The organism is Pyrodictium brockii (genome assembly GCF_055379715.1).
Map to the genome: position 1 here is coordinate 1,377,183 of NZ_AP042401.1, position 14,169 is coordinate 1,391,351.

Consider the following 14,169-nt stretch of genomic DNA (forward strand, 5'->3'; position numbering starts at 1 on the left):
TCCATAGGGATGGGAGAGCGGGAAGCGCTAGTAGGGGGGCTCCGGCAGCACAGCCTTAGGCTCGACCTTAGATCTAAGCTTGCGGCATATCTCGCATATGTAGAGAGGCATCAGCCTCTCAACCGCATTATTGCTTATAATCTGCTCAGCCATCTTTGCGACCATTCCGTATAGCTCTTTGTCCTTGAGGATAACATCTATGTAGCTTCCACCCCTACGCTTAAGCAGATAGTTGGAGACCGCAGCCGGCGTCAGCCGGAGCAGCTTAGCCGCCCGGTATATGGTCAGACCATAATCGCGCACCAGCACTATGGCTAGTGACGCCCTTATCGATGGCACGTACTTCTTTACAGCTATTTCGCAGGGCGCTGACAGAAAGCCTGCCTGTCCAGCCATAGCTCTCGTGACCCATTTTCACGAATGTTACTAGCCTATCCTTATAACAGCTGCCCCGGGCTGTATGTGAGGCGTCACCTCCGGAGCCTCCTCCAAAGCATCCAGGAGCATCTGTGATGGGAATTAGCGGTAGAAATTAGCTTACGTTCGTTTAAGAGAAAAGAAGAAAAGAACCAAATAGCTAATAGCACGGTCTTGGCGGCACAGAAGGGGCGTTGGGCAAGGGGTGTACGCCATGTCGGATCCGGTACGCATGGAGATAGACCAGGAAACCCGGGAGGCTATACGCGAGGCATTCCAGGATCTAGAAAAGCCCGTTACAATAAACGTATTCATAGGCCCGAACTGTAGATACTGCGACGAGTCGCTGAAGATAGCCAAGGTGCTTGAGGAAGAAGCCCCGGAGAAGAACGGGAAAAAGCTGGTCAAGGTACGGGTCTACGAGAAGGGTAAGGACGACGAGGAGTTTAAGAGGCAGAAGGTTGAAAGAATACCAACAACTACGCTCCTAGAGGGGTCGATAAGGTACACCGGCACCCCCAGCGGCGAGGAGATAAGAGGGCTTGTTGAGACAATTATCAGGATATCCCAGGAGGATAGCGGCCTAGACCAGACCACCATAGAGAAGATAAAAAGCATAGACAAGCCAGTGCATATAGAGGTAATAGTGACGCCTCAGTGCCCCTACTGCCCCTACGCCGCTCTCCTGGCCAACATGTTCGCCTTCGAGGCCTGGAGGAATGGGAAACGCGACTTCATAGCAGACACTGTGGAGGCCTACGAGAACCCCGACATAGCAGACAAGTACAACGTGATGTCGGTCCCTGCTATAGCTATAAACGGCGTACTAGCCTTCGTCGGCGTGCCTTACGAGGAGGACTTCATAGAGAGGATACTAGACATAGTCGAGCGCAGGAAGAAGGTAAGCGGCCCGGAGGTTATATCGGAGAGCGCCACCGGGCTCTAGACACAGTACCAGCAATCATATAGTCGTTCAAGAGGGCCAGGTGCTAGAGGCTCCGACAAATGCCTTTTCATCACGGCCCGTTTTCAGCGTCGGGAGTACTCTTCACCGCCTCCAGCACTATGGAGCTAGGATAGACGCCCCTGGAGGTAAATGGCCGGGTCTTCCGGAAATATGTAGCCGAGTGCTCCTTTATTGCCGCGGGTGGCTGACTACCAGCTTCAGCCCCTCCTTTCCCCCAGCAGCTCACTTATCTTCCTCTTGGCTATCTCAGCCACGGTTCTGCCGTCCACCTTGCCGCGCAGCTTCGGCATAACTCTACCCATCACCTTGCTTAGCGCCGCGTAGCCGCGGCTTCTTATCTCGCCCTCAAGTGCTCTCACTGCCTCCTCCACCATGCTCTCCACCATACTCATGTCTACTGCCTGTATGCCCAGAGCCTTCATGGCGTCGTCGAGCCTTGCTCCGGGGTTTCTAGCCAAGTATGCAAGCACATCAGGCACCGCGTCCTTGGCTAGTCTGCCTTGCGCGGCAGCCGAGACAACCTCCTCAATACTCTCATCGCTCAGGTTGTCTATCGGCACGCCTTCACGTGAAAGGCTCCTCAATATGTTCGTGAATATCGATGCTATGTAGGATGGGGGGACCTTATCCCCGTACCTCTCTGCGAGCCTCTCGAATAGGTCTAGCCTCACATCCCTCACTATCTGGCGAGCCAGGTCATCGCTTAGCCCGTACCTCTCCTTCAGCTTTCTCAGCTTCTCGCTGGGCTTCTCCGGCACGAGTTTACGGGCTTCTTCAAGTAGGTCCTCTGTGACTTCAAGGGGTGGTATGTCGGTCTCGGGATACATTCTCGCCGAGCCTGGCTGAGGCCTCATGAACCTGGTTGTGCCGTCCTCCTTAGCAGCCCTGGTCTCCTTCGGTATGCCCTCGAGGGCTGCAGCAGCTCTCTCGACCACAGCTTGTAGAGCCTTCCGGGCTTTCGGCTCTTCATCAGCCACTATCACTACTGCATCACGGCCCCGGGCAGCGCCTACGGCTTTGTAGAGCTGCTCTACCTCCTCTTCGGTTATCCCGTAGCCGGGCAGCTCGTCGGTGTGGAATATTCCCCCTACGCCGCCCCAGAACCTGGCGTAGTCCGCCAGCTCGGTTCCGAAGCGCCTCCCCGGCTGCACCTCCACTCCCAGCAGCCCATGGAACCCCGGCAGCTTGACTGCGAGAACCTTGCCGCCCCTCTTGATGGCCCTAGCTATTATCTTCGACCCTGTGCCTCTGAAAATGCCGGTGACGTCAACTATCTCGGCGGATTCGACGTCGCGCCTGGAGACCCCCCGGCTCCGTAGCTCATCCCGTATCTCTAGCAGCCTCTTCTGCCGTATAGCCTCGTAGAGCACTATCTTCGGGAGGAGATCGAGCCTCTGAACACCCTTTATCTCCGTCTTGACACCGCCCTTTATCGAGACGTTGAGATCCTGCCTAATCGTACCTATACCCCTCTTGACCCTCCCGGTGAGGCGGAGCAGCTGGCCTATGGTTAGCGCCGCCTCGTATGCCTCCTCCGGAGTCTCTATGTCGGGCGCGGTGGAGATCTCTATCAGCGGTATGCCCAGCCTGTCGAGCATGTAGTGGGTGTAGCGGCCCTCCTCGCCAAGCTTGCGTGCAGCATCCTCCTCTACGGCTATTGTCTGTACCCCTATCTTCTTCCCGCTCTCTAGCTCTATCCCGCCGCCCAGGGCTATGATCGCTGTGCGCTGGAACCCGGTGGTGTTAGACCCGTCTATCACTATCTTCCTCATAACGTAGATCTCGTCCACCGGGGTGGATCCCAGCGCCAGCGCCACGGCTAGCCCTATCACTACCGCCTCCCGGTTGATCTCGTGGGGTGGCTCCTCGTCCGCCTCGACCAGGCAGGAGGCGGCGCGGGGCGCATGATAGTGGTATAGCCGGCCCTTGCGCCACTCGAAGAGGGCGGCTATATCCACCTCCCCGAGCTCGCTTCTCGTGGGCCTAAGCTGCCTAATGAACTCGTCCTTATCAGCGTCCTCGCTCACCAGCGTGGTCGGGCAGCTGCAGAACAGCTTGCGCCTCGTATCAAGCTGCTGGTGTATCTCCAGGCCTACTCGGAGCCCCAGCTCCCTAGGATCATACTTCGAGGGATCCACCTTAGGCTCGATCAATGCGGCCACCTCGGATAGAGGTCCAGTGTGTGGCGATACGTTATCTCTCCTGCCAGGTTCTCGCGGAGCATCCTACCCGCTTCCCGGGGATCATGGGTATGGGCCAGTATCCAGGAGAGCTTCACAAACGCTACCTCGGGAAGCATATCCTCCCCCGGTATGACACCGGCCTGGAGCAGCTTGCGCCCCGTAGTGTAGACGTTCATGTTAACCCTTCCAAAGAGAGTCTGCGACGTCATTACCACAACTACCCCCTGCTCCACCGCACGCCTTATACTCTCGACAAGCCACTCGCCGACGTGGCCGAGCCCGGTGCCCTCCAGCACTATTCCCCGGTAGCCGCGGTCCACGAGGAAGTCTATCAGCTCCGCCTCCATGCCGGGATAGTACTTCACCAGCGCTACCTTCTCCTCGAACCCGTTTACCACGTGCAGCTCCTCCCTGCCCCTCTCACGGAGCGGTTTGTCCCGCAGCTCTATCCTCCCCTCAAAGGGGTAGATCTTGGCTAACGGCCTTCCGTTTATGGTCTGGAAGGCGTCGCGGCGGCTGGTGTGCATCTTCCTAACCCTGGTGGCGCGGTGGGCAAGGGCATAGGTGTCGCCGGCCTCCCCGTGCATGACCACTACGACCTCCGCGAAGGGCGCCCTAGCGGCCACCAGGGTGGCGGCTACCAGGTTGAAGGCGGCGTCGCTGCTGGGCCTATCGCTGCTCCTCTGGGCCCCCACGAAGGCTATCGGAACCGGTAGCCCCCGGAAGGCGAAGGCAAGCGCCGACGCGGTATAAGCCATGGTGTCGGTTCCGTGCGCTACAACGATGCCCTCAGCCCCCTCCTGGATAGCCTTGGCGGCCTCGTCAACTATCTTCTCCCAGTACTTGGGCCTCATGTTCTCGCTCAGTATATTCATGACAACCCTCGAGGATATGTCGGCTATGAAGCCTACCTCCGGCACAGCCTCCAGTATCTCTTCAGCCGAGAAGGCCGGCCTCACAGCCCCGGTCTCGTACTCTACCTTACTGGCTATAGTGCCTCCAGTCCCGAGTATCGTCACCCTGGGCCTCTTCCCGGGAGGCGGCTGCTCCTCGAGAAGCGGCACAGCCGCGGGAGCGCCGGCCGCGGCCTCATGGAGTATAGCCTCCCTCGTCTTCACAACCTCTATGCGCGTCCCCTCGTCGACCCGTACCCCTATATTGTAGCCGTTATCAAGCTTCACGACTATGATGGGCCTAGCCGAGATAGCGTAGCGGGGCATCAAAACGCCCTCGAAGACGCGGCCATCGCTCCTCTCAATCCTTATACGGTCGCCGGGCCTAGCCCCGGCCCTCCGGAGAAGCCTCAACGCAACACCAGTGTAGCCAGCCTCCTCCATCCCGCCTTGCCCAGGTGAACTAGCACCCCCAAGGGATAAAGCCTATATAAGGTCTAGAGGCGGCCCCAGCCCCCTGGGGAGCAGCACATGCCCAGCCACGGCTCGCTTACAAAGGCAGGTAAGGTTAGGAAGCAGACCCCACGCATACCCGCCAAGCCCAAGAAGAACCCCGCCCCCCGCGTCCGCAACAGGAAGGAGTACCGGCGCCTCCTAATCAGGCTCCAGCAGGGCCAGGCCGGCCGCCGCTAAGGCTTCGGCTCAGAACGCCGTTACCATCCTCTGGCAGCTCTGCAAGGGGCCCTACGGCTGCCACATGCGCGGGTTTTTACAAGCCCTCTCGTCAACAATTCCCGCCTCCCGAGGAGAGAGGGGTGGACACATCCTAGCCAAAGGAATTACGGCGTAAGGAGTATGGGGCTACTCCCCCTCTTCTAGAGACGCGGTAAGGAGCTCCAGCCCGAGCCCCTTCCGAAGCCTCTGATACGCGTTGAAGAGCCTCATGAAGTCCAGGTAGAGGCCGGGAAGACCGTCGCAGACCAGCCTAAGCAGAATACGCGGGTCCATATCGATATAGGAGAGGAGTGCTGCGAGCCTCCTGCAGGCTTCTTCACTCTCGCGGCACTGGCTACAGGGCGGGGCAGAGGTCTTCACCGTAAAAATACCTCATGTGTCCCCGGGAATGTTCGTACGTTACTCCTCCTTCCTCTCTAAGACGATCTCTATGGTGCTGACCCTGCTCTGGCGGCCGTCGGGGTTCTGGATCACCTGGCTGTCGATCTTTATGTCCTTTACGTCGACCTTGCCGGGCAGGAACCTCTTCCTCACTATCTCGACGGTATCGACAGCCTTGCTTATGGCGCGGCCCCTAGCCTTTATCACTACCTCCTTGACACCCTGGTTCAGCAGGGTTAGGGTCGCCAGAACGTAGTTCATGACAGGCTTCTTACCCACGAGAACGACGTTGCTCGGAGCTGCACTCGCCTGCGCCATCGCATGTCCCCTCGCGCATTGGTCATGTGCTGCAGACCGGCCGGGTCCTCTATTTAGGCTTTACTCCCCTCGGGCATGGGCTTCGGGGTGTTACTGGGCCAGCTACTCTAAGTCAATCACAGCAGCCCCATGCTAAGCCTAGCCATCGGGTAGTTCCTCCAGCGCACTTGGATAGGTAGGCGACCCGGCATGGAGTGGACGCTGCTGAGGCCGTTGTATCACGGAGCCTGCCCCAACTGCGGCGGGCCTATAACAGCTGACAGGCTCTCCCAGCGCCTCCCATGCGCCCGCTGTATGCCCGCGGCCCCGGAGAGCCTCCCCCACGACTACTATGGCCTCGTGGAGCGTATCGGCAGAGAGCTGGCTAGTAGGGGTGTCCTCCAGGGCTACCTGTACCTCTACAGCACTGTCACGATGCTCCGGGACTTCGAGGAGTTCTTCCACCGGCTCACGGGTGGAAGGCTCTGGAGCGCCCAGAGGACCTGGGCTAAGAGGCTACTCCAGAACGAGAGTATGGCAATAGTGGCTCCCACCGGTGTAGGCAAGACAACGCTCCTAAGCGTCTATGCCCTCTACCGGGCCAGGTCCGGCGCCCGGGCCTACTACCTGCTCCCCACGGAGAACCTCGCGAGGCAGGTCGAGGAGAAGCTCCGCGTGCTTGCAGAGAGGGGCGGTGTCGCTGCAAGGATTGTCTCCTACTACTCCAGCCTGAGCAGGAGCAGGCGGGAGGAGAGCCTACACCTCATAGAGAGGGGTGACTACGACATACTAGTCACCACTACTGGGTTCCTCTCTCGCCGCTGGGAGCTGCTCCAGGGGACCCGCTTCGACCTGGTGCTGGTCGACGATGTGGATGCTGTACTGAGGAACTCGAAGAACATAGACAAGATATTGATGCTGCTGGGCTTTGACGAGGAGACCCTGGCCACGGCGTACAGCCTGGTTAAGAAGAAGATACTGGCATCCCTAGCCAGGCTCTCCGGCAATATTAGGCGCTACGAGCAGCTCCTACGCGAGATGGAGGAGCTGCAGGCAAGGCTCTCAGCCAAGCTTGTCACGTCCACGCCGGGCCAGCTGGTGATAGCATCAGCCACGGGGAGAGCCCAGGGGCTGAAGCCGAGGTTATTCCGCGAGCTGCTTGGCTTCGACATAGGGAGGGTCTACGACTATACTAGGAGCATAGCCAACTTCTACCATGTGAGCAGCGACCCGGCTGGGGACGCTGTGGAGGCCGTAAGGAGGCTAGGCCCCGGAGGCCTCGTCTTCGTAGCCAAGAGGTTCGGCAAGGACCTCGCCAGAAGGCTTGTTAAAGCGCTAAACGAGGCTGGCGTGAGGGCAGGCCTCGCCCTGGCAGGCCGCAGGGTTCTAGACCGCTTCGCCTCCGGAGAGTACGACGTCCTGGTCGGCATATCCTCCTACTACGGCGTCATAGTACGCGGCATAGACATGCCCAGACGCGTGCTCTATACAGTGTTTGTCGGAGTGCCCAGCCAGGCGGTAAGCGCCGAGAAAGCGCTACAGTCGCCATTCCGCATAGTGAGGGCGGGGGTGGAGCTAGGCATAGAGGGTAGCGAGGAAACCGCCCGCCTCCTCTCGAGGACGAGCCCCGGGGAGCAGACTGCTCTACGCATAGCCCTCGCCTCCGGCGAGAAGCTTGATGGGAGACTGGGCGAGCTGCTGGAAGGCCTCCAGGCTCTTAGAAGGAGGGTGCTGGCTAGGCTCCAGGAGACACTAGAGCCCGGCTCCTCAACCGTTGTCGGGGGCGTGCTCTACCGCCACACCGGCAGCGATATCGTGGCGATAACTCCGGACGCGGCCACCTACCTACAGGCTAGCGGCCGTGCTAGCCGCATGCTGGGCTCGATAATGACCCATGGAGTAAGCATAGTCTTCGAGGAAGAGGAGGAGCTGGTGAAGCTGCTGTCCCAGAGGCTGCGCAGGTACCTGGAGAGCGTTGACTTCGAGAAGCTTGACTGGCGTAAGGTGGAGGAGGAGATGGAGAAGGCCCGTGCCAGCAGGAGCAGCGGCACGGGCCGGAGGGTGGACATAGAGACCTGCCTCATAGTGGTCGAGTCCCCTACCAAGGCCAGGACAATTGCCAGCTTCTTCGGCAGGCCCGTCCGGAGGCGCGTAGGCTCGCTGACAGTCTATGAGACGACCTTCTATAACCACGTGTCCGGGAAGATACACGTTGCGTCGATAACAGCCTCCGCCGGCCACCTCTACGACCTATCGGTTGACGGCGAAGGAGTGCACGGTGTAGAGATTAGTGGAGGTGGGGTGAGCCCTGTATATAAGCCTATCAAGCGCTGCCTAAACTGTGGCCACCAGTTCTCTTCCAGCAGCAGCGTCTGCCCCCGCTGCGGCTCAAGCAACGTGGTTAGCAAGCAGGATGTGGTTGATGCGCTCCGGCAGCTGGCTAGCGAGGTGGAGACTGTGTACATAGCCACCGACCCCGACATAGAGGGGGAGAAGATTGCCTACGACCTAGAGCTGCTCCTGAAGCCTTATGCACGCAGTATAAAGAGGATAGAACTCCACGAGATTACTAGGAACGAGCTGCTAAAGGCTCTCGCATCGCCGCGCAGCGTGGATAAGAGGCTAGCCTCGGCACAGATCGTTCGAAGGATAGAAGACCGCTGGATAGGCTTCGGGCTCAGCCAGCACCTCTGGAGCGTGTTCAACAAGCACTGGCTCGGCGCCGGCAGGGTCCAGACGCCCGTACTGGGCTGGATTATAGACCGCTACCGGGAGTGGAGAGCAAACATAGGCTACAACGTCTACGCCAGGCTGGAGGACGGGCCCCTACTGAGGCTCCACTTTGAGGAGCCCAGCCAGGCTCGGAGGGTGGCCGAGGAGATCACGGAGAAGGGGCTTCTAGTACTGGACGTGGCGGAGGAGCTTGTGGATCTGAACCCGCCCCCACCCTACACCACCGAGTCCCTCATATACGACGCGTCTAGGTTGATGGGCTACTCCTCTCAGAAGACTATGAGGATAGCCCAGGAGCTCTTCGAGGCTGGGCTGATAACCTATCACCGCACGGACTCGACCCACGTGTCAGCGCTCGGCCAGAGCATTGCCAGGGAGTACCTCTCCTCCAAGGGGGGCATCGAGGACTTCCAGCCCCGCAGTTGGGGGCCTCAGGGCCACCACGAGGCGATAAGGCCCACCAGGCCCCTGGACGCTGAGACCCTCCGTAGAATGGTAGCCCTCGGCGAGCTGAGGCTACCCATCACCGTGAGGGAGAGCCACTACCGGCTCTACAGCCTCATCTTCCGCCGCTTCATAGCAAGCCAGCTGCGGCCGGCGAGGCTAAGACGCCTCCGCATACTCCTTGGCCTTGAGGGCTACGGGCCCCTGGCAGAGGTGGAGGCCTACGTCGCAGCGCCGGTGGAGGGCTTCCACCGCTACTACCCACAGCCCCCGCTCTACCCCTCACTGGCGGGCCTACGGAAGGGGGACCGCGTCAAGGCCTCCCGGGTCGTGGTGCGCCGCGGCTCTGCAGTATACCTCTACAGTCACGGTGACGTGGTAGCCCTTATGAAGCGCCGCGGCCTCGGCAGGCCCAGCACCTACGCCAAGATACTCGAGGCCCTAACCCGCCACGGCTACGTGCTGGAGAGCAAGTACAGGAAGAGACTTGTACCGACCAAGCTGGGGATAGAAGTCTACGAGTACCTGGAGGCCAACTACGGCGACCTGGTCTCCGAGGAGAGGACGCGCCGCCTCAACGAGGAGATAGAAGCCATAGCGTCCGGCGGGCTGAACCCCCTAACCGTGTTGAGCGAGATCTACAACGAGCTAGAGCAGCTGCTCCGCCATCCAGCAACGGTGCAGGCAGCCGGGAAGGTGGAGGGCCACGCCTAGCGCCTACGGAACCTCCACACAGTATCCCCCGGATCCGGGGCCGGCGGGAGCCTACGCTTGTGCTCGCTCGCCCGGTGCATATCCAGCACTTTCTCCAGCTTTTCCCTGGGCAGCCCAGTGGCCTCAGCAGCCTCCTCGACCCCGAGCCCCAGGTCGAAGAGAGCGTAGAGCGCCAGGTCAATCTCCTCGTACTTCATCCCCAGCTCCTCCTCGGCCAGGTGGCCCGGCCAGAGCCTAGGGCTGCTGGGCTTCAGGGCTATCGACTCCGGCACCCCCAGGTGGAGGGCCAGCCTCCTCACCTGCGTCTTGTAGAGGGAGCCTATTGGCAGGAAGTCCACGGCACCGTCCCCGTACTTTGTGAAGTAGCCTATCAGTATCTCGCTGCGGTCCCCCGTGCCTGCCACCAGCAGGCCCTGCATATTGGCGTAGAGGTAGAGTATGGCCATCCGGGCCCGGGCCCTCAAGTTGCCCAGGCTTCTCCGGTCCGGCTTCTCCCCAGTAGCCTCCAGGAAGCTCCGCACCACCGGCCTTATGTCGATAACCTTGTAGCGGACTCCGAGGGATTTAACCAGCTCACGGGCGTCCTCTACATCGCCTCGTGGTGTCACCTCACTGTCCGGCAGTAGCAGGGCGAGTACCCTCTCGGGCCCCAGGGCTCTGGCCGCGAGCGCAAGTGTGGTTGCTGAGTCTACTCCCCCGCTTATACCCACTACAACACCCCTAGCTCCAGCCTCCCTTACCACGCCTCGAATGAAGTTGGTGAGGGCCCTGGCAATGCCCTCGTAGTCTAGGCTTGTAAGCTCCCCCAGGCCTATCTTTCTCCCCGCCACGGGGCGCCCTCTTCAACCCAGAGGGACTCTTAGAAATAGAGGTTGCCTGGACCTAGGCGGGGGCTTAGGCCTTGGAGGATGCTGAGAAGCCTCAGCTCGGCCTCGGTGACACCATATCATCCCTTGATGTGGCTGTTATAGATGCTAACTCGGAGGCGCTGGGGGTGAGCAGGCTCCAGCTGATGGAGAACGCTGGGAGAAGCGTTGCCGAAGAGCTGGCCAGGCGGGTACCCAACGGCTCCAGGGTGGCTGTGCTCGCGGGCCCTGGGGGCAACGGCGGCGATGGCCTCGCGGCAGCCAGGCACCTGGCTTACATGGGGTACCGGGTGGATGTGATACTCCTGGCCAAGCCCGAGGATATACGCAGTCCGGAGGCGAGATCAATGTACGAGGCACTGGAGGTCATGGACATCACTGTGGATATAACCATAGCCCGGGACCCCCGTAGGATAAGCCTCGAGGGCTATGACGCGGTTGTCGACGCTCTCCTCGGCACCGGCCTCCGCGGCCCGCCCAGGAGCCCTTACGCGGAGGCCATAGAGGCAGTAAACAGAGCTAATGCTCTGAAGCTCTCGGTTGACGTGCCCTCGGGGCTTGACTCGGACACCGGTGAGGCGCCAGGCCCAGTGGTCCGGGCTGATGTGACGGTGACGCTGCACAAGCCGAAGCCGGGGCTCTTTCGCCGTCCCGACCTGGTTGGAGAGCTTGTTGTGGCATCCATAGGCGCGCCGCCGGAGGCCGAGATATATGTAGGTCCTGGCGACGTAGCGTACCGTGTGCCGAGGAGGAGCTGGCGCACCCACAAGGGCCAGGCCGGCCGGGTCCTCATAATAGGCGGCTCCCAGGGCTTCGTGGGAGCCCCCGTGATCTCCGCGCTGGCCGCCCAGCGGGCCGGCCTCGACCTCGTCTACCTCGCGGCTCCTACAAGAGTGGTGGAAGCCGCGGCGAGGTACCCCACGATTATACCCGTGGAGCTCGAAGGCCCCTATCTGAGCCCAGAGCACGTCGACCGACTGCTCGCGGTCGCCCAGCGGGCCGATGCAGTGGCAATAGGCATGGGGCTCGGGCTCGAGGAAGCCACCCAGGAGGCGGTTAGAGAGCTCCTAGCACGACTACCACCCGGCAAGCCTGTAGTCGTGGATGCGGACGCCCTCAAGGCCCTCTCCACGAGCCGCGAGCTTATACGAGGCAACATGGTTCTCACGCCCCACGAGGCCGAGTTCGCCCGCCTCTTTGGTGCAAAGCCCGCACCCGTGGAGAAGATAGAGGCCCGGGTAGCCGACGCGGCGCAGCAGGCAAGACTCCACGGCAATGCCACAATACTCCTCAAGGGCCCCGTCGACGTTATCACCGATGGGAGGCGTGCCAGGCTGAACAAGGCCGGAGCCCCCGCAATGAGCACCGGTGGCACGGGCGACGCCCTAGCCGGCTTAGCCGCAGCCCTCCTAGCCAAGGGTGTCGAGCCATTCCACGCTGCATGCATAGCCGCCTATGTAAATGGAGCCGCGGGTGCTCTGGCCTACCGGGAGTACGGCGAATCCATGACTGCGCTCGACCTCGTGGACCGCATTCACCTGGTGCTGAAGGATCCGCTGGGGCTGGCAGGCAGCTCTATCCTGTACCGTCGTCTCCCCCTCGAGAAGACGAGGTATCAGCCCCCCACCCGGGGGCGGCCCCGGGATAGGGGATTGTAGGCCGCAGCGGCCACAGGGGCAAGGGCTCCGGCCAGCCTACGGCCCTCTCGGGGCCGCCCGGGGTGGGAGAGGGCACTCGCTAGCCCCCTTATCTTGGTTCCCTCCTGGAGACCGTGTCGTAGGATAGGATGCTGCGAGACGGGGGTCGGCGTGAGACTAGGCCAGTCACCCTCCACGCCTGCCTGGAGTCCTAGACTGCCCGCCTCTCCATCCCCCGGGAGGACGTCGGAAGCCTAGCCAGCAGGTTTTAAATAGGATTTTTATACAGGGCTTAAAAGGGTGCCCTGGTGTGGAGTCTTCTGTCACACCGCAGAGGCGTAGCGCTGCAGAGCAGGAGCCCAAGCCTACTGCCAACATAGAGAACATAGTGGCTACAGTATCCCTCGACCAGACTCTAGACCTGAACCTCATAGAGAGGAGCATACTGACGGTAGAGTACAATCCGGAGCAGTTTCCCGGGCTGGTCTACCGCCTCGACTCGCCCAAGGTAACAGCACTGATATTCAAGTCAGGCAAGATGGTCGTGACTGGGGCCAAGAGCACGCGCGACCTCATAGAAGCCGTCAAGAAGATCGTACGTAACCTGAAGAAGCACGGCATCCAGATCTACGGGCGCCCCAAGGTTCAGATACAGAATATAGTGGCCTCGGCCAACCTAAACGTGTGCGTAGACCTTGAGAGGGCTGCCCTGACTCTGGAGAACAGCATGTATGAGCCGGAGCAGTTCCCAGGCCTAATACACAGGATGGATGAGCCCCGCGTTGTCCTGCTAATATTCAGCTCGGGGAAGATGGTGATAACCGGGGCGAAGCGCGAGGAGGAGGTCTACGAGGCTGTTAACAAGATATACGAGAAGCTGAAGAAGCTGAGGGCCATAAGGCCTTGCTAGAGACGATGCACCGTGACCCGGCTAGCCGGAATCCAGTATCCCCATCTTTAGCGCCTGCAGCGCCACCTCCCGGGCGATGCGCCTCGACCTAGTTCTCAGTATCACCACGTCGCCCGCCTCCTCTACCTCTAGGCCATATCCCTTTAGCAGCTTCTTTAGCTCCTCCCAGCTCGTACTAGTTCTCCTCACAACTATGACGTAGCGGCCACTCGGGTCGGGTCTCCGCAGGATCTCATCGACCACTCTCCTTCTGCGACTCGGCCCGGCCATCCCCACCACCCTGAAAGTAGAGCTGCAGGGACGCAAAGGCCTGGTTCTCTTCATCCATATAGGCCGCTATTATCCTCTCGAGCGAGGCGGCTAGGCGCAGTACCTCCTCGCTGGGAAGGCTTGAGATCGCGTACATAGCGGCAAGGTACCGCGCAGCTGCCGCAAATACTAGGGGCTCGAGTATGGAGATGACAGCCTCCAGAGCATCTACCCCCTGCTCCAGGGTGCTGCGCAGCATTGAGGCTGCATAATCTATTAGCCTTATCTCATGCATGGCATACCTCGTAAGGAGTATTGAGAAGGCGGAGTAGACATCGTCCCCGAGTCTTTCAAGGTGTGCAGACAAGGCTTCCATAGATTTGTCTAGTATTAGCCTGTTCAGAGCGTTAAACTGGCTCATGAGGTATGCGTGGTAAGGCTGCCTGGAGGGCCTGCCGCAGGCCCCATGCTCCCTGGCATAGCTTATGGCAGCCTCGACCGTCTTAGCCAGGGTTAGCTGCGGCGTCCCCGCCTCTAGATCCCGCTTAACCTGGAGAGCGAGCCGCTCGATGAAGCCCTGCACTATGCTGGCGCACTCGTTGCCCGCGCCGCCTTCCTGCATTATGGCCACCAGCATGCTTGCACGTGAAGAGGGTGGGTCAGCAACCTACCCTGCAGTCATCGACACATACACATGGAGCCCTCCTCATCGGAGTGTCTCATCACCCATCTAGCTTCTACCC

13 protein-coding genes are annotated in these 14,169 nt (G+C 60.4%); 5 read left to right on the forward strand and 8 right to left on the reverse strand.

The features are described from left to right. Positions 1-27: 27 nt before the first annotated feature. Positions 28-396: a transcriptional regulator gene (locus ACZ42Y_RS07395; protein ID WP_464735389.1), complete on the reverse strand. Its 369-nt coding sequence runs from the start codon at positions 394-396 to the stop codon at positions 28-30. 235 nt (positions 397-631) lie between these two features. Here ACZ42Y_RS07395 and pdo point away from each other — a divergent pair, with 235 nt between their 5' ends. After that, positions 632-1,363 carry a protein disulfide oxidoreductase gene (pdo, locus tag ACZ42Y_RS07400; protein WP_058370602.1) on the forward strand — a complete coding sequence of 244 codons (732 nt, stop codon included), beginning with the start codon at positions 632-634 and terminating at the stop codon, positions 1,361-1,363. 218 nt (positions 1,364-1,581) lie between these two features. Here the strand turns inward: pdo and gatE are convergent, their stop codons facing one another. Both gatE and gatD read right to left on the reverse strand, forming a co-directional pair. Further along, the gene (gene gatE / locus ACZ42Y_RS07405) at positions 1,582-3,537 is read right to left on the reverse strand and encodes a Glu-tRNA(Gln) amidotransferase subunit GatE (RefSeq protein ID WP_464735390.1); all 1,956 of its coding nucleotides are present in this window, start codon (positions 3,535-3,537) and stop codon (positions 1,582-1,584) included. Continuing rightward, positions 3,534-4,904, reverse strand: a complete 1,371-nt coding sequence (gatD, locus tag ACZ42Y_RS07410; protein ID WP_058370601.1) for a Glu-tRNA(Gln) amidotransferase subunit GatD — start codon at positions 4,902-4,904, stop codon at positions 3,534-3,536. The genes gatE and gatD overlap by 4 nt, the downstream gene beginning before the upstream one ends. An 87-nt stretch (positions 4,905-4,991) precedes the next feature. On the opposite strand from gatD, the gene ACZ42Y_RS07415 reads away from it, so the two are divergent. Beyond that, entirely contained in the window at positions 4,992-5,153 is a 162-nt protein-coding gene (locus ACZ42Y_RS07415) for a 30S ribosomal protein S30e (protein ID WP_058370600.1), read from the forward strand. A 168-nt stretch (positions 5,154-5,321) separates the two neighbouring features. On the opposite strand, the gene ACZ42Y_RS07420 is transcribed toward ACZ42Y_RS07415, so the two are convergent. Both ACZ42Y_RS07420 and albA read right to left on the reverse strand, forming a co-directional pair. Then, on the reverse strand, positions 5,322-5,555 hold the full coding sequence (locus tag ACZ42Y_RS07420; RefSeq protein WP_058370599.1) for a hypothetical protein: 234 nt from the start codon (positions 5,553-5,555) through the stop codon (positions 5,322-5,324). A 39-nt stretch (positions 5,556-5,594) separates the two neighbouring features. Further along, on the reverse strand, positions 5,595-5,894 hold the full coding sequence (gene albA, locus ACZ42Y_RS07425) for a DNA-binding protein Alba (protein WP_058370598.1): 300 nt from the start codon (positions 5,892-5,894) through the stop codon (positions 5,595-5,597). Between the two features lie 189 nt (positions 5,895-6,083). Here albA and rgy point away from each other — a divergent pair, with 189 nt between their 5' ends. Next, complete coding sequence (rgy, locus tag ACZ42Y_RS07430; RefSeq protein WP_464735391.1) at positions 6,084-9,764, forward strand: reverse gyrase; 3,681 nt, start codon at positions 6,084-6,086, stop codon at positions 9,762-9,764. Here the strand turns inward: rgy and ACZ42Y_RS07435 are convergent. Then, positions 9,761-10,594, reverse strand: coding sequence for an NAD+ synthase (locus tag ACZ42Y_RS07435; RefSeq protein WP_464735392.1), 834 nt, complete (start codon positions 10,592-10,594; stop codon positions 9,761-9,763). The genes rgy and ACZ42Y_RS07435 overlap by 4 nt on opposite strands. Positions 10,595-10,665: 71 nt before the next feature. On the opposite strand from ACZ42Y_RS07435, the gene ACZ42Y_RS07440 reads away from it, so the two are divergent. Together ACZ42Y_RS07440 and ACZ42Y_RS07445 are read left to right on the forward strand one after the other, a co-directional pair. Continuing rightward, on the forward strand, positions 10,666-12,288 hold the full coding sequence (locus tag ACZ42Y_RS07440; RefSeq protein ID WP_464735393.1) for an NAD(P)H-hydrate dehydratase: 1,623 nt from the start codon (positions 10,666-10,668) through the stop codon (positions 12,286-12,288). 289 nt (positions 12,289-12,577) lie between these two features. Beyond that, entirely contained in the window at positions 12,578-13,177 is a 600-nt protein-coding gene (locus tag ACZ42Y_RS07445; protein ID WP_070807817.1) for a TATA-box-binding protein, read from the forward strand. A 21-nt stretch (positions 13,178-13,198) separates the two neighbouring features. Here ACZ42Y_RS07445 and ACZ42Y_RS07450 read toward each other — a convergent pair whose 3' ends face one another. Next, positions 13,199-13,447, reverse strand: coding sequence for an STN domain-containing protein (locus tag ACZ42Y_RS07450; protein WP_168371252.1), 249 nt, complete (start codon positions 13,445-13,447; stop codon positions 13,199-13,201). Then, a complete protein-coding gene (locus ACZ42Y_RS07455; RefSeq protein WP_058370593.1) occupies positions 13,410-14,063 on the reverse strand; it encodes a hypothetical protein in 654 nt (217 codons plus the stop codon). Before ACZ42Y_RS07455 ends, ACZ42Y_RS07450 begins: the two co-directional genes overlap by 38 nt. Positions 14,064-14,169: the final 106 nt, after the last annotated feature.

What these genes read in the sequence shown, in the direction of transcription:
- ACZ42Y_RS07455 (WP_058370593.1), bottom strand. Translation starts at nt 14,063, where the DNA reads ATGCTGGTGGCCATAATGCAGGAAGGCGGCGCGGGCAACGAGTGCGCC.
- ACZ42Y_RS07450 (WP_168371252.1), bottom strand. Translation starts at nt 13,447, where the DNA reads ATGGCCGGGCCGAGTCGCAGAAGGAGAGTGGTCGATGAGATCCTGCGG.
- gatD (WP_058370601.1), bottom strand. Translation starts at nt 4,904, where the DNA reads ATGGAGGAGGCTGGCTACACTGGTGTTGCGTTGAGGCTTCTCCGGAGG.
- albA (WP_058370598.1), bottom strand. Translation starts at nt 5,894, where the DNA reads ATGGCGCAGGCGAGTGCAGCTCCGAGCAACGTCGTTCTCGTGGGTAAG.
- ACZ42Y_RS07415 (WP_058370600.1), top strand. Translation starts at nt 4,992, where the DNA reads ATGCCCAGCCACGGCTCGCTTACAAAGGCAGGTAAGGTTAGGAAGCAG.
- pdo (WP_058370602.1), top strand. Translation starts at nt 632, where the DNA reads ATGTCGGATCCGGTACGCATGGAGATAGACCAGGAAACCCGGGAGGCT.
- ACZ42Y_RS07395 (WP_464735389.1), bottom strand. Translation starts at nt 396, where the DNA reads ATGGCTGGACAGGCAGGCTTTCTGTCAGCGCCCTGCGAAATAGCTGTA.
- rgy (WP_464735391.1), top strand. Translation starts at nt 6,084, where the DNA reads ATGGAGTGGACGCTGCTGAGGCCGTTGTATCACGGAGCCTGCCCCAAC.